Genomic DNA, 19148 nt, shown 5'->3' on the forward strand with positions numbered 1-19148 from the left:
TTTGAGGTGCAGAGGTTCAGAGGAACAAAGGTTCAAAGGTTTTGAGTTTCTAAGATTCTGAGTTACTAAGTTACTTTACTAAACTAATTTTAATATTCCTTAGGAATATCTCGTTGGTAGAAAAAAATGGTGTTGCTTGGCATTGTGTCCTGTAGGGACACCTGATTTTGTGTAAAAATGTATTGTCTATTAATCAAACATTCCTATGGAATGATGATGAACCGTAATTGAAATTGAATTCTACCGACCAAACATTCCTGCGGAATGAATTTTTAGGTATAAAAAAAGCTCCCATTTTCTAAATTGAAAATGGGAGCTTTTTTGTTGTTATATTTTTAATGTCCGCCGCCTTCGCTTTCTACATGGCTGATTCCTTGTTTTTTAAGGATTTTTGGGCAATAGAAACCGTAGAATCCTAAATAAGCAAAACCTAAAAGAGGAACGATGTAAGAGAAGTGTGTCCATGTAATTCCGAAGATTCCACCTGGATGAGAAATATCAAAATCACAAATACTTCCTTGAACCAATGGAATAACCCCACCTCCAAGAATCATCATAATTAAGAAAGAAGATGCTTTTCCTGTGTTTTTTCCTAAACCAGCAATCGCTAAATCGAAGATAGATGGCCACATGATAGATAAGAATAAACCTCCTGAGATAAAGAAGAATTTAGCAATTTCTGGATTTGGCCAAACTAAACCTAAAACCATCATTAATAATCCCGAAGCTCCGAAAAGCATTAACGTTTTTCCAGCATTTTTGCCTCCAACGAAACTTACAGCAATGAATAATAAAATCCAAAGAGGATAAATGTAGAATGAAGAAACGTCATGAGCTGCAAAAATATTAGCACCGATAATTACTCCGAATGCAGCAGCTGGTACAATGAATTTTAAAGCTGTATTTACTAGGTTTGAAGTGTTAAATACGTTTACACCACCATTCCAGCGTCCAATCATTAAACTTCCCCAATAAAGAGCGATAAACGGAGCGATTGCATCTTCTAGAACATTACCAAATTCGCTAGTGTGTAATAAAGCTGGTAAATTACTGATGATTGTTACTTCTGTTCCTACATAAATGAAAATCCCTAACATACCAAGGTATAATTGTGGGTAATCCATGATATTGAATTTACTGTGTTTGTCTTTAATAACAGCTTCTTCTTCCTTTTCTGGATCTTCGATTTTAGAAAAATTCATAAAAACCGCTACAATGATAAAAGCAAGACCAAGAATAATAAATGGCAATTTAATGTCTTCTAATGAAAGGGCAGTTTTTTTATTGTCACCCATTCCGAATAAAGCGATACCTAATAAAATCGCACCAATTGTTGTTCCGAAAGAGTTAATACCTCCAGCAAGTGTTAAACGGTGCGCCCCAGTGTTCGGACTTCCCATTTTAATTGCTAATGGATTTGCTACAATTTGCTGAATAGAGAAACCTAAACCAACAGTAAACAAAGCGGTTAAAAAGAAAGGGAAACTTTCCATAGTTGCAGCTGGAATGAATAAAAATGATCCAACAGCAGAAAGAAGTAAACCAGCTGAAAGTGTTCTTTTGTAGCCGAACTTTTGGAGTACGTCAAGCTTTAAAGAAACTAAAAAGAAGATTATCGATCCTACAAAGTACGCAGCATAAAATGCCCACGCAACTAATTGTGATTGTACTTGCGATAAAGTAAATACTTTTTTGAATACTGGAATCAGGATGTCGTTGGCAGAACCAACAAAACCCCAAAAGAAAAAGACGATTATCAACGAGATAAATTGCCCCCATTTGGTTTGCACATTTTCTGAACTCATAATAATAAGGTTAATTTTTTATTTATTGTTTTTTGAAGACCGTAAATATATTTGTTAGGATTATCAAAAAAAAATAAAAAGGTATAAATAATGTTAAATTTATACCAACGGCTTTATTTTTTCAACAAAGTGTTAATTTTAACCCACTTAGAAAATGTAATTCGTAATTATATTTATTCTAGTATTTTATTTTTGACTTCTTTACTGTAGTTTCTGCCTATTGGAATGTTGTAAGATTGTATTTGAACGCGGTTTCCTTCAATAGATTTTACCTTGTTTAGTGCAATTACATAAGATTTATGTATTCTCAGGAACTTATCCGCAGGCAATTCTTCTGATAAAGATGTAAGAGATTTATGGGTAATATAGGTTTTGTCTGGAGTGACAACTTTGATGTATTCTTTCATTCCTTCAACAAACAAAATTTCTTCAATATTAATTTTCATCATTTTTTTATCTACTTTAATAAAAATATGAGAATCGCCTTTTGCGGTTTCAATTTTAATATTGTTTTTAAGATTATATTCGGTTGTGATTTTATTGATGCATTTTATAAATCTAGGAAGTGGAATCGGTTTTACTAAATAATCCAAAACATCAAGATCATAACTTTCTGCAGCAAATTCTCTAAATGCAGTTGTTATAATTACTTTCGTTTTGTTTTCAATCAGACTGATTAGTTCAAAACCGGTCATCATCGGCATGTTAATATCTAAAAAGACAGCATCGACAGAAGTACTGTTGATAAAATCTAGCGCCTCTAAAGAATTGTTGAATGTTGCTATTACTTCAAAATCTGTAAAATTGGTAAAATAATTTTGCAGGACTTTGATTGCTAATGGCTCATCATCAATTAACACGCATTTAATCTTCATTATGAGTAGGTATTTGTAATCTTGTTATGTAGAAATTTAGTTTGGTTTTTTGCTTAAGGCTGAAATTATTTCGATAAATAAGCTTTAATCTCTTTTTTGTATTGACTAAGCCAATTCCTCTTTTTGAATTATCATTTTGTGAAATTACAAAATTATTTAAGATTTCAAAGTCAAGCATTTTATTGTCTAATACTTTGCAGTTAATTCTAATCTTCAAATTTTTATTGTTCACGCCTCCATGTTTAAAGGCGTTTTCTACCAAAGAAATAAAAATAAGCGGTGGTACAACTACATCTTCGATATTTGATTCCAGATTTATAGTCACATATACATTTTCAAAACGAAGTTTTTCGATTTCTATATAATTTTGAATATAATCGATTTCTTTCAGCAAAGGCACAAACTTAGTTCCTTTTACGTCATATAGTACATATTCCATTAAGTTTGAAAGTTTGATAATTACATCTGGAACTTTCTTAGATGATTCTAATGATAAAGCGTATAAATTATTTAAAGTATTGAAAAAGAAATGTGGCTGGATCTGGTTTTCTAGATATTTTAGTTTAATCTTAAACTGATTTTCTCTTAAAGATCTGTTTCTTTCGCGTTCACGAAGCCAAGTTAACGTTAAGTAAACAGAAGAAGCCATTGCCAAAACATACAATTCTCCAATACAAACTGCTACAATATGATTAATTTCAAACGGATGATATTCTCGATTTGCTTCAGGCCATATATTTTCTGATATGATATAATAAGTAAGAGCAGTTTTAGCCAAATAAATGGCAAATAAACTTAAAAGCAGTAAAAATGTATAAGTAATATATTTTTGTTTCAATACATACTTCGGAACTAAAACAAATAAATTAAGATATACTAAAGGTATAACGAGTGAAAATTCAATTAGGTTCGATTTAAAAGCATAAGGATAATCATTAAAATAAGCACCCCATCTTAAAAAGTTTAAAGTAAAATAAACTCCCCAAAACCAGATGTGATTTCGCAGTTTAATGTCGAATTTAACTTTCTTGATTTCTTTCAATTGGTTATAAGATGTTTAAGGATTTTAGTTTTTCTTAACAAGTATTATTATTGTGCAACTTTAAACAATTAAAGGCAAATTGCCAATTTTTTTGAATAAAATTTCGCTATAAATGGATATTCATGTTTATTTTTTTAAATAGAACGTTTTCGTAAAGCGTATTATTGAATGATTTATGTCGTTGGTTTAAATTTTATTGTCGTTGGTTTAATTTATTTTTTTTAACAATGTCTTAAGAATAATTTTACCTCATAACTAACAAAATAAAATAAACATGAAAAAAAATTTCTTAATCTTTATGATTGTTTTTACAGCGCAAATTATGTTTGCTCAGGTAAAAACTGTCAAAGGTTTGGTGACAGACCAGAAAGGTTTGCCTTTACCAGGCGTGACGGTTCTCATTAAAGGAACAAACAAGGCAAGTCAAAGTGATTATGATGGATTGTACACAATTCAAGCGTCAAAAAATGATGTTTTGTTGTTTTCGTACATTGGATTTAAATCTCAATCGGTAACTGTAACCGATGGTACACAATTTAATGTTACTCTTTCGGAAGATGCACAAAATCTTAATGAAGTTGTTGTAACGGCACTTGGTATTAAGAGACAAAAGAAAGAGTTAGGTTATGCAGTTCAGGATGTTAAAGGAGACCAGTTAAACAAGGTAATTACAACGAATGTTGCAACAGCACTTTCTGGTAAAGTTGCCGGTGTTGACGTATCTATTCCTGCTACAGGTGTTGGAGGAAGTACTCGTGTTATTATTAGAGGTATTTCTAGTATTGGTGAGAGCAATCAGCCTCTTTATATTGTTGATGGTGTGCCAATTGATAATTCAGGATTAAATAATGATCAAGCTGCTACAAGTAAATGGTTTGACGGTAGAGATAGTGGAGACGGAATTTCTAGTATCAACCCAAACAACATTGAAAGTTTAACAGTTCTAAAAGGAGCTGCTGCTGCTGCATTATATGGTTCTAGAGCGTTAAATGGTGTAATCTTAATTACTACTAAAAAAGGTAGCAAAGGAGCATTAAAGGTTGAGCTTAATAGTGGTGTAAGCTTTGATCGTGTAAATGCTAAATATAGTGATTATCAAACAGAGTACGGTTCAGGATCTAATGGACTTTTGCCAGATCCAGCAAGACCTACAGAAGTTTATAGCTATACAACAAGTGCATGGGGACCTAAATTTTCTGAAACTGTAGGACAGCAATCAATAATATTTGATGGTTCTATGAAACCTTATGCAAGAGTTAAAAACAATATTCAAGACTTTTTTAGAACTGGAGTTACAATGACAAATGGTATCTCTTTATCTTCAGGAAGCGAAAATGCTTTTGTACGTTTTGGATACAATAACTTGACAAATGATGATGTAATTCCTAATACAGGTTTAGAAAGAAATGATGCAAGTTTAAATGCGACATTAAAATCTGAGAAATTTACTTTAGATGCTAATGTAAACTACATGGTCGAAAATACGAATAACAGACCAGGGTTAGGAGATTCTCCAAATAACGTTGGATATGCTTTAAGTGGTTTGGCCCCAAATATTGATCAGGCATGGTTGAAAAATTCTCAAAATCCTGAAACTGGTGACATGTATCAATGGAACAATAATGTTTACTCATTGAATCCTTATTGGATTGTAGACCAAAATCATAATGCAACTAAGAAAAACCGTTTTATGGGTAATGTTACTGGAACATACCAAGTAAAAAAATGGATGGGTTTAACTCTTAGAACCGGTTTAGATACTTATACTTTTGATTCTAAAGATTTTATGGAAGGTGGGAACACTTGGCCAGGAAGAGACAATGGATATTTAGGTATAGAAGGAATTAAAGTTTCTGAAATGAACACAGATTTCATTGCTACTTTCAGTGATATCAAATTAGCGCAAGATTTTACTTTCTCTGGAATTTTGGGTGCTGGTAGAAGAGATTTTAGAAGAGAACAAAATTCTAGATTCGCAACGAATATTATTGAGCCAGGAACTGAATATATTAGTAATTTCTCTAATCAAACAGAAAATGCTCCAGTAGAAACAAAAACAAGAACTAACTCTGTTTACGGTTCTGCAAAATTTGATTACAAAGGATATTTATATGCTGAATTTACTGGTAGAAATGACTGGTTTAGTGTAATTAATAAAGATGCTTTTTATCCAGCAGCTTCGATGGGATTCATATTCTCTGATGCACTTGGACTTCAGAGCGATACGTTCTCTTATGGTAAATTAAGAGGTTCTTGGGCACAAGTTTCAAATGCTCCAGGCGCTTATAAAAATGCATTAAACTATACAACTTATTCTTCTTACAACGGAGGAAGTGTTGTAAACATTAAAAATACTTCTGCACCAAATCCAAATTTAACATACCAATCTAAAACTGGAATTGAGTTTGGTCTTGAAACGGCTTTCTTCAAAAACAGATTAAGAGCAGATATTACAGTTTATCGTGAAGATACTTCAGATCAAACTATTGATTTACCTTCATCTGCAACATCTGGATATGAATTTATCTCTGTAAATGCTGGTAAGTTACGTAACGAAGGTATCGAGGTATTTTTATCTGGTACACCAATTAAAACACAAGATTTTGAATGGGGAATTGATTTGAACTTCTCTAGAAATAAAAACTCAATCTTGTCTTTACACCCAGACATTGATACTTACACTATTTCCGAAGCTCGTTGGGCTGGTGCAGCAATCGTGGCACAAGTTGGAGGGCAATATGGAACTATTATGGGTAAAGATTTCTTGAGAACACCATCTGGAGAAAAAATTGTTGGAGCAAACGGTATGCCTTTATTTACAGATAACAAAGTTGCTTTAGGAAAAGGTCTTCCTGATTGGGCAGCAGGTTTAACAAACCGTTTTTCTTATAAAGGAATTACACTTCAATTCTTAATTGATATGAAATTTGGAATGGATGTATATTCTATGACAAATGCACTTGCAGCTCAAAAAGGTCTTTTGGATATTACAACAGAAGGAAGAGATGCTTATAATGAAGCAAGAGCACAAGCTGTAGCAAATGATCCAAACTTTAGCCAGTCAACATGGATTCCTACTGCTGGTTACGTAGTACAAGGAGTTGTAAACACAGGTACGGCAGAAAATCCAAATTATGTGCAAAATACAAGACCAGTAAATCCTCAAGATTATTGGAGCACTGTTTTCAACAACACACCAGCACCATTTGTTTATGATGCTTCTTATGTAAAACTTAGAGAGGTAAGTTTAGGATATACAATTCCAGGAAGTGTTTTTGCTGGATCAAAAATTAGCTCAATTTACATCTCGGCATTTGCTAGAAATTTATTGACTTTTAATAAAGATTTACCAAACGTTGATCCTGAATCTATGTATACTTCAGGTAATGGACAAGGTTTTGAGTATGGTTCTTTACCATTTAGAAGATCGTATGGTTTTAATCTTAAAATTGCATTCTAAAAAATAGAAACTATGAAATTTAAAAATATATTATTAGCAGTACTTGTAACTTTTGCTACGGTAAGCTGTACAGACAATTTTGACGAACTGGAAAAAGATCCAGTTGCGTTATCTGCAAATCCCGCAGGACAGCTTTCATTTACTCAATTGTGTATGTCTGGTGACGGATACTACCAATGGAGAGCCAATTTGATCTATTCTGGAGGGTTCGTGCAACACTATGCAGGAGCGTGGAATGTAACAGAATTTGGAAGCAAGTTTAAGAAAAATGATGACTATGCAACAGCAATATGGAGAAATGGATATGCTAACGAATTAAAAAGTATCGTAGACGTTATTGAAAAAACTAGCGGAAAAGCAGACATGGTAAATATGAATGCCGTGGCCAAAATCATGAGAGTAATGATTGCACAGCGTATTACCGATTTATATGGTGATTGTCCTTATTCAGAAGCTGGTCAAGGTTTTTCTAAAGGAATTGTAACACCAAAATACGATAAGCAGGAAGATATTTACAATCAATTCTTTGCTGAGTTAGAAGAAGCTTTTGTACAATTAAATGCAAGTGGTGGTGCAATAAAAGGAGATTTATTTTATAACGGAGATGTTTCAAAATGGAAGAAACTTGCTAATACAATGCGTTTGCGTTTAGCAATGAGAATCTCAGAAGTAAAACCGGCTGAAGCTGAAAAACAAGCAAAAGCAGCGTTTCAAAATGGAGTTTTCGAAAGTAATCTTGACAACTGTATCATGAAACATTTAGATTATCCTTTTAATGATACTCCTGGAGCACTTGATTTTAGAGGAAATGGTCTTTCTTATGCACTTATTGGAAACGAAAATGGTGACCACTTTAGTACTTTAATGATTAATTTCTTGAAAAATAATGGAGATCCAAGATTAACAATGCTTGCAACTCCAAAAACTGGTGGAGCAGCTGGCGGAGCTCCTCTTCCTGGTGAAGATTTGTACATAGGAAATACTCCAGGACTTTTTCAATGGGAAATGCAGGGAGGTTCAAATGCAATATCTGGAATTCAGCCTTATTTGAAATTAAGAACTACTCCATTTTTACATGTTAGCTATTCAGAGTCACAATTATTATTAGCTGAAGCGGCATACAGAGGATGGGTAACTGGTACAGCGGCAGATTACTACAGAAAAGGTGTTGAAGCAGGTATTAAACAATTAGAAATTTATGGTGCAGCACCAGCAACTCCAGCAGCTATTAATACTTACTTGACAGCTAAACCTTTAGTTGCAGGTTCTGAAAAAGAACAAATCGCAACACAGCTTTGGGTTACTTATTTATTTAACAGTATTGAAGCATATTCAAACTGGAGAAGAACAGGTTTTCCACAATTGTTGCCAATTACAAATCCAGATTCTGAAACTAATGGTGTTACGCCAAAACGTTTATACTATCCAAATGATGAAATGCAGAAGAATGGTGTTAACTACACAGAAGCTTTATCTAGAATGGGAGGAACAAACGACTGGTTGAATAGAGTATGGTGGGATGTAAACTAAAAAACTAGAGTTATGCCTAATACGGTATTATTAAAATCAAAATTATGAGAAAAAATAAAGCCTTGTTAGGCATCCTCTTTTTTATAAGTTCACTTATTTCTGTTTACAGCTGTACATCTCAAAAAGATTCAGAAAACGATGATGTTAAGAAAAAAACAGCTCGAGTTGTAGGTTATTTATCCACGGATAATTTTAATAAAATGACTTCGATTGAGTTTTGTAAACTAACGCATTTGAATGTTGCGTTTGCAAACCCTGATAAAAATGGGAATATTGTTTTTTCAGGAGATATTGACGCACTAGTTACTTATGCAAAATCAGTTAATCCCAAAATCGTAATAAGCATTTCTTTAGCAGGTGGTGTCATTTCAGAAGAGCAGGCAGCAAATTGGTCATGGTTGATTGATAAGCCTGAAAATAGACCAGTTTTCATTCAAAATATTATGAATTTCGTAGAACTTCATAAGCTGGATGGCGTTGATGTAGATTTAGAATGGGATGCTGTAACAGTTGGTTACAGTGGCTTTGTTCTGGAATTAAAAAAGAGCATAGCTGAACGTAAAAAGCTTTTAACTGCTGCACTTCCAAACAATTCTCGTTTTCAAAATATAAATGCTGCTGCTTTAGAAGCTTTCGATTTTATCAATATCATGGCTTATGATTCTACTGGTCCTTGGGCACCAAACAAACCAGGTCAGCATAGTTCTTTTGCTTTTGCTAAGGAAGGAATTGATTTTTGGAATAAACTTCAAAATGTTCCTAGCGAAAAATTGACTCTGGGTGTTCCTTTTTACGGTTATAACTTTACAAATCCAGAAGTGACAAGCGCTAAATATAGTGAAATTGTCGCAGCAGGAAAGCAATTTGCTGAACAGGATGAATTAGGTAAAATCTATTATAACGGAAGACCAACCATTGCGCAAAAAGTAGAATATGCTGCTCAAAATACTGGAGGAATTATGATTTGGGAATTAGCTCAAGATTCATTTGACGAATACTCTTTATTAGATGTTATTCATAAAAAGTTTACTTCTCTAAAAGTTAAAACTACAAATCTATGCGGGAACTAAAACAGTTTTTACAATACATGCCGTAAAACGTTTTTTTATACCCATCGAAATAATAAAAGTCACAAGATTTTAAGTTTGGTTAGTAGTAATGGTATAAAGTGCGAAAGCTTTTTATACCATTCTTAAAACCAAAATGGTAATTACTACAAAAAAAGAAAAGAAATGAAAAGTGCTTTAGAAATAAAACCTGATATCAGTTACAAAAGCGCGGGAAAATTTGAAGAAACTAGATTTGAGAAAATTCATAACGAAATCTTCAAAAGTTCCATAGAAGCTTCTGTAATTGTAGCTCAGGAAATTGCGCAGCTAATTAGGTCAAAACAGGAGAAAAATAAATCTTGTGTTTTGGGTTTAGCAACAGGTTCTTCTCCAATAAAAGTGTACGAAGAGTTAGTGAGAATGCACAAAGAAGAAGGACTGAGTTTTAGCAACGTTGTTACTTTTAATTTGGATGAATATTATCCAATGACTAAAGAGAACAATCAGAGCTATCATTATTTCATGCATGAACATCTTTTTAATCACATTGATATCAAACCTGAAAATATTAATATTCCAGATGGTACTGTAGCGATTGACGAAATCAATCAATATTGTATTGATTACGAAATGAATATTAAAAATGCGGGTGGTCTTGATTTTCAATTACTTGGAATTGGACGTACAGGACACGTTGGTTTTAACGAACCTGGTTCTCACATTAATTCAGGTACTAGAATTATTACGTTAGATCATATCACAAGAGTCGATGCATCATCTGCTTTTAATGGTATCGATAATGTGCCGAAACGCGCTATTACAATGGGAGTTTCAACCATTATGAGATCAAAACGTATTGTTCTGATGGCTTGGGGACAAAACAAAGCAGATATCATTAAAAGAACTATTCAAGGTGATATCAGTTCTGAAGTTCCCGCTACATTTTTGCAAAATCATCCAAATGCAACTTTCGTTTTAGATCAGTCAGCAGCTACCGAATTAACTCGTTTTAAAACACCTTGGTTAGTTGGCGAATGTTTGTGGACTCCTGAATTGAAAAGCAAAGCTATTGTTTGGTTATGTCAGAAAACAAAACAATCTATTCTGAAACTAACAGATCGAGATTACAATAATAATGGAATGTCTGATCTTTTGGCACAAGAAGGATCTGCTTATGATATGAACATCAATATGTTTAATATTTTGCAGCACACCATTACCGGATGGCCAGGAGGAAAACCAAACACAGATGATTCGCATCGTCCAGAAAGAGCAAATCCTGCAAAAAAGAGAGTGATTCTTTTTAGCCCACATCCAGATGATGACGTAATTTCTATGGGAGGTACTTTTTCTAAATTAATCAAACAAGGTCATGATGTTCATGTTGTATATCAAACTTCAGGAAATATTGCCGTTTCTGATGATGAAGCACTAAAATTTGCAGAAGTAGCAAGTGATTTTCTTGGAAAAAATGATTCTGGTATCAATTTTAAAGAAGTAATAAAATTTCTAAACAATAAATCTGAAAATCAAATTGATTCTTTGGAAGTTAGAAAATTAAAAGGACTTATTAGAAGAAGAGAATCTTACGGAGCAACTAGATATATTGGTTTAAAAGATGCTAACACGCACTTTTTAGATCTTCCTTTTTATGAAACAGGACAGGTTAAAAAGAATCCTTTAGGACCAGAAGATATTGCTATTGTAAAAAATATTATTGCTCAGATAAAACCACATCAAGTTTTTGCGGCTGGAGATCTTGCAGATCCGCACGGAACACATGAAGTTTGCCTGAATGCCATATTCGCAGCTTTAAAAGAACTTAAACCAGAAGCTTACATGAAAGATTGTTGGTTATGGCTGTACAGAGGTGCTTGGCACGAATGGGATATTCATGAAATTGACATGGCAGTTCCGCTAAGTCCTTCAGAGGTTTTATTGAAACGTCATGCTATTTTGCATCATCAATCTCAAAAAGATCGAGTAATGTTTCAAGGAAATGATTCTCGAGAATTTTGGGTTAGGGCAGAAGACAGAAACAAAAATACAGCCATTTTGTATGATGAATTAGGTTTGGCTGAATATGAAGCAATTGAAGCCTTTAAACGTTTTGATTATTAAAGTTTTAAGATTCGATTTTGAGCGAATCAATTGACAAAATTCAGATGGTTACTGGTTAAAGTGAGGTAATGCAGAAGGCATTCTGAATTTTGTCTTTTTTTTATTTAAATTTAGGATACTTATTAAAAACTATCCAACCAAAAAAAAAGAAAAATGAAATATTTATTTGTACTATTATTTGCAGGGATAACTGCGGGTGCTCAAGTCCAGAAAGAGCAGCTAAATCTTATGCCTTGGCCTCAGAGTGTTGTTGTTAATGAAGGTAATTTTGCTTTAACCAAAAAATTTAAAGTCAATATTACAGGAAATCCGAATCAAAGAATTTTTGGCGGAGTAACTCGCTTTTTGCGTCGTTTAGATGGTAGAGCAGGTATATTTTTTGAACAAGGTTTTGTTACCAAATTAAACGAAGTTCCAAACGCAGAATTACAAATCAATTGTGTTAAAAGCGGTAAAATTGGTTTATACGAAGACGAAAGTTATCACTTAGATATTACTTCAAACAAAATTACTTTAAATGCATCAAGCGATTTAGGAGCTTTACACGGCTTGGAGACTTTGTTACAATTGCTTCAAAACAATTCAAATTCGTTTTATTTTCCAGCTTCAAAAATCTCAGATTTTCCAAGATTTACATGGAGAGGTTTAATGATTGATGCTTCAAGACATTTTCAGCCAGTTGATGTTATTAAAAGAAATATTGATGCATTGGCGGCAATGAAAATGAATGTTTTTCACTGGCATTTGGTTGATGATCAAGGTTGGAGAATCGAAATGAAAAAACATCCAAAGTTTATTGAATTAGCTTCGGATGGAATGTATTATACACAGGAAGAAATTAAAAATATCGTAAAATACGCTGATGAGCGCGGTATTTTAATTGTTCCAGAAATAGATGTTCCAGGTCACGGATCTGCAATTTTAACAGCTTATCCAGAAATTGGCAGTAAAGTAATTACGTTGACAGGAGGAACATCCGAAAAAAATATTCAAGGTACAGCAATCAGTACCTATGGAGTTGAAAGAAATGCTGGTATTTTCTCGCCAACATTAGATCCTTCAAATCCTAAAACATATCAAATTTTAAGTGAAGTTTTTGATGAGGTTTGTCCGTTATTTCCAGGTGCATATTTCCATATTGGAGGAGATGAAAACGAAGGAAAAGATTGGGATGCTAACCCTAAAATTCAAGAATTTAAAAAGAAACATAATCTAAAAACCAACCACGAATTACAAACCTATTTCACAATGCAATTGGCACCGATGTTAAAGAAACACGGAAAACAATTGATGGGTTGGGAAGAAATTCTAACGAAAGATCTTTCTAAAGAAGCCATTGTGCATTCTTGGAGAGGTCCAAATGAAGGAATGACTGCTGGACAATCTTTAGTAGATGCTGTTAAAAAAGGTTACAAAACAGTTTTATCAAACGGCTATTATATCGATTTGATGTACCCAGTTGCAAGTCATTATTTAAACGATCCAATGCCGAAAAATGCAAATTTAAATGCAGAAGAAAAAGCAAGAATTTTAGGTGGAGAAGCTACAATGTGGACAGAATTGGTTACTCCTGAGACAGTAGATTCTAGAATTTGGCCAAGAACTGCGGCAATTGCAGAAAGACTTTGGTCTGCAGAAGATGTTGTCGATGTTGAGAATATGCGCAAACGTTTAGAAACAGTTTCTTTCAGATTAGAAGAATTGGGAATCACTCATATTCGCAACAAAGATGTAATTCTTAGAAATATTTCAAACAATCAGGATATCAAAGCACTTGAAGAGTTTTCATTGGTAAGTGAACCTTTAAAAGGTTACACTCGTAACAAAGGCGGAACAGAATATCAAATGTACTCTCCATTTACTTTATTTGCAGATGCGTGTGGTCCAGATGCAAAAGACGCTTTAGCATTTGACGCGGCAGTTACTCAATATTTAGCAAATAAATCTGCGGATAATAAAGCAAAAGTGGCAGGATTTTTTAATAAATGGATCGCTGTACATAAAGATTTGACATCGTTAAGTGCCAATGCGCCTTTAGTACAGCCGCTATTGCCATTATCAAAAAAATTAAATGATGCATCACAAGAATTATTATTGGTTTTAGATAATAAATCGACTTTGAAATCTGATAATTTGAAAAAATTAGTGGAAGATTGTAATACAAAAGACCACGCAGATGTTGAATTAGCTGTTTATACAAGCTTGAAAAAATTATTGTAATATAATTTGAATTAGTGTTTAGTAAAATGTTGCCTCTATTAATTTGAATTCTGTATCTCTGCCAGAAATTTTCTGGTAGAGATATTTACAAAAGAGATTTTTATGTTCTTGAAAAAGGGCAAAAAAAATATTTTCAAGAGTTAATAACAAAAATCCTGAAAATTATGTGAAATAAAATATTTGGTGGGTTAAAATTGAGTTTGGTTATTTATTTTTTAATCTAAATTTTATTTCAAAAAAATGTGTCGAACTTAGATAATTTGTTATTTGGTTTTTATCTAAGCAAGAACATTTATAGAGCCTGACAATTCGTTGTCAGGCTTTTTTCTTTAAAAAAAATCAAATTATTAGGAAATAAAAGTTTTAGGATTATTTTTACAACAACTAATCAAACCCAAAATAATGAAAGCATTTTCAATTTTTAATTATGTATTCTCCATTATCGGAGCATGTCTATTAGCTGGAGCTATTTATCTTTATGTAGAAAAACAGGCCTTTCTCGAAAAAGCAGAAACAGCGCAAGGAACTGTTGTAGAAATGATTCCTAAAAGATCAAAAGATTCTACCACTTATAGTCCAGTAGTTTCTTTTACAACAAAATCGGGGCAAACTATTACTTATACTTCTTCCGTTAGCAGTAATCCACCGAGTTATGATATAGGAGAAAATGTTCAGATTTTTTATGATCCGACAAATCCAAATGATGCTGAAATTAACGGATTTTTCTCGTTATGGCTAGGAGTTATAATTCTTGGTTTTATCGGAATCGTTTTCTTTTTAATTGGTTCTTTGGGCGTTTTATTTCGTTATCGTAAAAATAAAAAAGCACAAAATTTACGTGAAACAGGAAAACTGATTTCAGCAAAATTTACACAAGTTCAGTTAAATACAAATCAAACATTAAACGGGCGAAATCCTTTTCAGATTTTAAGTCAATGGCAAGATCCGAAAACCGATGAATTATATGTTTTTAAAAGTGAAAGCATTTGGTTTGATCCTACAGAATTTGTAAAAGCTGATACTGTAAGAGTTTTTATTGATCCTGAGAATCCAAAAGATTATGTTATGGATATTTCTTTTCTGCCAGTTTTAAAAAATTAAGAAGCAAAAATGCTTAACCGTTTAGTAAGCTTTACGGTTAAGCAAATCTAAAATTTGATTACTTTTGAAATCTAATACAATGTTTCAGATTCCATGCAGAAATTCTTCAGTCTAATTACGCTTCTTTTTATTTTTTCTATCAGTTCAGCTCAGAATAAATTTGGAAATCCAGAAGTTGATCCTACTCAAATTCAGAAAACTTACGAATCATGGTCAGCTTATCAGAATAAAAATATAATGCTTTCTAGAGATTTTAAGGCGTTGGATTTTTCTTCAAAAGAAATTTCAAAAGAAACTTTTTTAGATCAGCTAGCAAACGGAAATTTTATTCCAATTCGATTGAAATCTGAAACTGGTATTTATGTATATAAATTATTTAAAATTCTACCAAAAACCGACACGAGTATAAAAGCAACAATTAATCAGATTGGTTTTGATGCTTACAAAAATTACAAAATGGAAGGACTGGCTTTTCCTTCATTTTCATTTAAAGATTTAGACGGAAATCTAGTTAGCAATGAATCTATGAAAGGAAAAATTATTGTAATTAAATGTTGGTATATTCATTGTGCTCCATGTATTAGAGAATTTCCTCAAGTCAATAAGTTAGCAGATGATTATAAAGACAGAAAAGATATTCTTTTTATGAGTTTAGCCGAAGATTCAGCAGAACAATTAAAAACATTTTTAGCCAGAAAACCCCTTTCATATTCAGTAATTCCAGACATGAAAGAATATATGAACGATTCTTTGCAATTGAATTCTTTTCCAACACATTTTATTGTAAACAAAGATGGAATGATTTCAAAAGTGCTTCCTAATTTTGAAAGTTTAGAAGTGGCGCTGGCTAAAGAAAGCCAGTTGTAAAGTTTAATTAATCTCGCAAAGTCGGGAAGTCGCAAAGTTTTTTATCCAATAAGTCAGGATACTGTTTGTCATTTAGAGGAACGAGAAATCTCCATAAGTAGCTCTACAAAGATTGTCCACAATAGCAACGGAGTTTCTTGCGAAGATTTCTCCTCCGTCGAAATGACAATATTGGCTAAAATCATCTGTATGAAACAAAACTCTGCGCCTTCGCGCCTTTGCGAGAACCCTTCACCAGCATAAAAAACTTTGAACCTTTGTGCCTTTGCAACTCTGAACCTTTTTCCGTACTTTTGCACCAAATTAATTAAAAAGACATTCATGTTAACAGTCAATAATTTATCAGTTCAGTTTGGTAAAAGAATTTTATTTGACGAAGTAAATACTACGTTTACTCACGGAAATATTTACGGCGTTATTGGAGCCAATGGCGCTGGAAAATCTACATTCCTAAAAATTATTTCAGGCGATATGGACCCAACTTCTGGGCACATTCATTTAGAACCAGGAAAACGTATGTCGGTTTTAAACCAGAACCACAACATGTTCGACGAACATACTGTTTTAGAAACCGTTTTAATGGGGAATAAAGTTCTGTACGCTGTTAAAAAAGAAATGGATGAACTTTATTTGGATTACAACGATGCAAATGCAGACCGAATTGGAGAGCTTCAGGTTCAGTTTGAAGAAATGAACGGATGGAATGCTGATTCTGATGCTGCGTCAATGTTATCTAACTTAGGAATTACAGAAGCGGATCATTATACATTAATGGCAGATATGGAAGGAAAAATGAAAGTTCGTGTGCTTTTAGCGCAGGCACTTTTCGGAAATCCTGATGTGTTGATTATGGATGAGCCTACCAACGATTTGGATTTTGAGACAATCGCTTGGTTAGAAAACTTCTTGGCGAACTACGAAAATACTGTAATTGTGGTATCTCATGACCGTCACTTTTTAGATGCAGTTTGTACACATATTTCTGATATTGATTTCGGAAAAATCAATCATTACTCAGGAAACTATACGTTCTGGTACGAGTCTAGCCAATTAGCGGCAAAACAGCGTGCACAGCAAAACAAAAAAGCTGAAGAAAAGAAACAAGAGTTGGAAGAATTTATTCGTCGTTTTAGTGCAAACGTGGCGAAATCGAAACAAGCTACTTCTCGTAAAAAAATGATTTCGAAATTGAATATTTCTGAAATTAAGCCTTCTAGCCGTCGTTATCCTGCAATTATTTTTGATCAGGATCGTGAAGCTGGAGATCAAATTTTGAATGTAGAAAACCTATCTGCGTCTGTAGATGGAGAAGTTTTGTTTAAAGATATTAACTTGAATATGGCGAAAGGCGATAAAATCGTTCTTTTCTCAAAAGATTCACGTGCAACAACTGCTTTCTATGAAATCTTAAACAACGAACAAAAAGCTGATTCTGGAAACTTCGATTGGGGAATTACAACAAACCAAGCCTATTTGCCAGCTGAAAACCACGATTACTTTGAAAACGATTTGAGTTTAGTAGATTGGTTACGCCAATACGCTAAAACGGAAGAAGAGCGTGATGAAGTATTTATTAGAGGTTTCTTAGGGAAAATGATTTTCTCTGGAGAAGAAGCTCTTAAAACGTCTAGAGTTTTATCTGGAGGAGAAAAAGTACGTTGTATGTTGTCTAGAATGATGATGGAGCGTGCTAACGTTTTAATGTTAGACGAACCAACAAACCACTTAGATTTGGAGTCTATTACGGCTTTCAATAACTCATTGAAAAACTTTAAAGGTTCTGTAATCTTCACAACTCATGACCACGAGTTTGCTCAAACTGTTGGTAACAGAATCGTAGAGTTGACACCAAACGGAGTAATTGACCGTTACATGACATTTGACGAATATCTTGATGATGAAAAGATTCAGGAGCAAAGAAAGAAGATGTATAATCTTTAATTTTAAAATTCCAATATATTAAAAATCCCAAATTCCAATTTTTGTGAATTTGGGATTTTCTATTCTATATCTTTCACGCATAGTTTGTCATTTCGACCGAAGGGAGAAATCTTCGCAAGAAGCTCGACAAAGATTGGACTTTGTTCTACATAGATAAAAAAAAATCCCAAACGCCAAATTTTAAATTGGAGTTTGGGATTTTTTAATTTTTTATTTTCTATTATTTCTTGCCGAACATTTTAGCGAAAATCCAAATGATAATCGCAACAATAAAGATTACGATAAAAATTCCGAATCCCATTCCGGCTTTAAAAATGTCTCCTACTAGTTCGCAGCTTGTAAATGAAAATAGTATAACGAATACCATTAACAATCTTGTAATTTTATTTTGCATGATGTTGAGTTTTTAAATTCATTATTAAAATTACTTCAACAATCGTGGAAATGTGTTATAGAATTTTTGGGAAATGTTTTAGGATTTGGAGATAATTTTTGAATTGACTATTCTTTTTTCTTAGCAATTATTATAGTATGAATTTCTATATTTTCAGCTTTTGGATAATTTACATTGAATATTTTAATTACGTCAAAATGATGAATTAAAAGTTGATTGCTGATATCTTCTAAAGAATGATAATAAAAATAAGTGCGATCTCCAGTGCTTCCAGAAATAAAACCAGATTCGGAAGGTTTTCCCTGAACAAAACTTAAATATAAAATCCCATCGTTTAAAAGTATTTTTTCTGAATCATTTATTAGTTTAGAACAATCTTCTTCGGATAAATAAGGCAAGCAAAAGCCGCACATAATGGCATCAAATTTTTGATTTAATGTGCTAAGTTCTCTTGTATCCATTACTTTAAAGTTGGCAGAAGGATTATTTGCTTTTGCCAATTCAACCATTTTTGGTGCAATGTCAATACCTGTAATTTTTAGCTTGGGATTTTTGGATAATAAATATTTTGTAATGTTTCCTGGCCCGCAACCAATTTCAAATATGTTTATTTGCTCCTGTTTTAGAATATCACAAAAGAAATCGTAAGTCTCATCGTATAAGCTTAAATTCATAAACTTATTTTCGTAGAGATTGGCAATTTTATTCCACGTTTCAAAAGTTTCTTGGTATTTATCCATTAG

13 protein-coding genes are annotated in these 19148 nt (G+C 32.9%); 8 read left to right on the forward strand and 5 right to left on the reverse strand.

The window, feature by feature from the left end; translation table 11 throughout:
- Nucleotides 1–335: 335 nt before the first annotated feature.
- The 3 genes from P0R33_RS20410 to P0R33_RS20420 form a co-directional block, all read right to left on the reverse strand.
- Nucleotides 336–1805 (reverse strand): MFS transporter, encoded by a 1470-nt coding sequence (locus P0R33_RS20410; protein ID WP_276173000.1) that lies wholly within the window; start codon nt 1803–1805, stop codon nt 336–338.
- A 173-nt stretch (nt 1806–1978) separates the two neighbouring features.
- On the reverse strand, nt 1979–2680 hold the full coding sequence (locus P0R33_RS20415) for a LytTR family DNA-binding domain-containing protein (protein WP_276173001.1): 702 nt from the start codon (nt 2678–2680) through the stop codon (nt 1979–1981).
- The gene (locus tag P0R33_RS20420) at nt 2670–3722 is read right to left on the reverse strand and encodes a histidine kinase (RefSeq protein ID WP_276173002.1); all 1053 of its coding nucleotides are present in this window, start codon (nt 3720–3722) and stop codon (nt 2670–2672) included. Before P0R33_RS20420 ends, P0R33_RS20415 begins: the two co-directional genes overlap by 11 nt.
- A gap of 274 nt (nt 3723–3996) precedes the next feature.
- Between P0R33_RS20420 and P0R33_RS20425 the strand changes: the two genes are divergently transcribed.
- From P0R33_RS20425 to P0R33_RS20460, 8 genes are all read left to right on the forward strand, one after another.
- Nucleotides 3997–7182, forward strand: coding sequence for a SusC/RagA family TonB-linked outer membrane protein (locus P0R33_RS20425; RefSeq protein ID WP_276173003.1), 3186 nt, complete (start codon nt 3997–3999; stop codon nt 7180–7182).
- A 12-nt stretch (nt 7183–7194) separates the two neighbouring features.
- Entirely contained in the window at nt 7195–8712 is a 1518-nt protein-coding gene (locus tag P0R33_RS20430) for a SusD/RagB family nutrient-binding outer membrane lipoprotein (protein ID WP_276173004.1), read from the forward strand.
- Nucleotides 8713–8756: 44 nt separating this feature from the next.
- Nucleotides 8757–9782 (forward strand): glycosyl hydrolase family 18 protein, encoded by a 1026-nt coding sequence (locus P0R33_RS20435; protein WP_276173005.1) that lies wholly within the window; start codon nt 8757–8759, stop codon nt 9780–9782.
- A 162-nt stretch (nt 9783–9944) separates the two neighbouring features.
- Nucleotides 9945–11882 carry a glucosamine-6-phosphate deaminase gene (gene nagB, locus P0R33_RS20440; RefSeq protein WP_276173006.1) on the forward strand — a complete coding sequence of 646 codons (1938 nt, stop codon included), beginning with the start codon at nt 9945–9947 and terminating at the stop codon, nt 11880–11882.
- 153 nt (nt 11883–12035) lie between these two features.
- Nucleotides 12036–14102 (forward strand): family 20 glycosylhydrolase, encoded by a 2067-nt coding sequence (locus tag P0R33_RS20445; protein WP_276173007.1) that lies wholly within the window; start codon nt 12036–12038, stop codon nt 14100–14102.
- A gap of 402 nt (nt 14103–14504) precedes the next feature.
- Nucleotides 14505–15203: a DUF3592 domain-containing protein gene (locus tag P0R33_RS20450; RefSeq protein ID WP_276173008.1), complete on the forward strand. Its 699-nt coding sequence runs from the start codon at nt 14505–14507 to the stop codon at nt 15201–15203.
- A gap of 93 nt (nt 15204–15296) precedes the next feature.
- The gene (locus tag P0R33_RS20455; protein WP_276173009.1) at nt 15297–16070 is read left to right on the forward strand and encodes a TlpA disulfide reductase family protein; all 774 of its coding nucleotides are present in this window, start codon (nt 15297–15299) and stop codon (nt 16068–16070) included.
- Nucleotides 16071–16391: 321 nt separating this feature from the next.
- Complete coding sequence (locus P0R33_RS20460; RefSeq protein ID WP_276173010.1) at nt 16392–18011, forward strand: ABC-F family ATP-binding cassette domain-containing protein; 1620 nt, start codon at nt 16392–16394, stop codon at nt 18009–18011.
- 220 nt (nt 18012–18231) lie between these two features.
- Here P0R33_RS20460 and P0R33_RS20465 read toward each other — a convergent pair whose 3' ends face one another.
- Together P0R33_RS20465 and P0R33_RS20470 are read right to left on the reverse strand one after the other, a co-directional pair.
- Complete coding sequence (locus tag P0R33_RS20465) at nt 18232–18405, reverse strand: hypothetical protein (protein ID WP_276173011.1); 174 nt, start codon at nt 18403–18405, stop codon at nt 18232–18234.
- Between the two features lie 107 nt (nt 18406–18512).
- Complete coding sequence (locus P0R33_RS20470) at nt 18513–19145, reverse strand: class I SAM-dependent methyltransferase (RefSeq protein WP_276173012.1); 633 nt, start codon at nt 19143–19145, stop codon at nt 18513–18515.
- Nucleotides 19146–19148: the final 3 nt, after the last annotated feature.

This window comes from Flavobacterium sp. YJ01, assembly GCF_029320955.1.
Taxonomy (GTDB): Bacteria; Bacteroidota; Bacteroidia; order Flavobacteriales; family Flavobacteriaceae; genus Flavobacterium.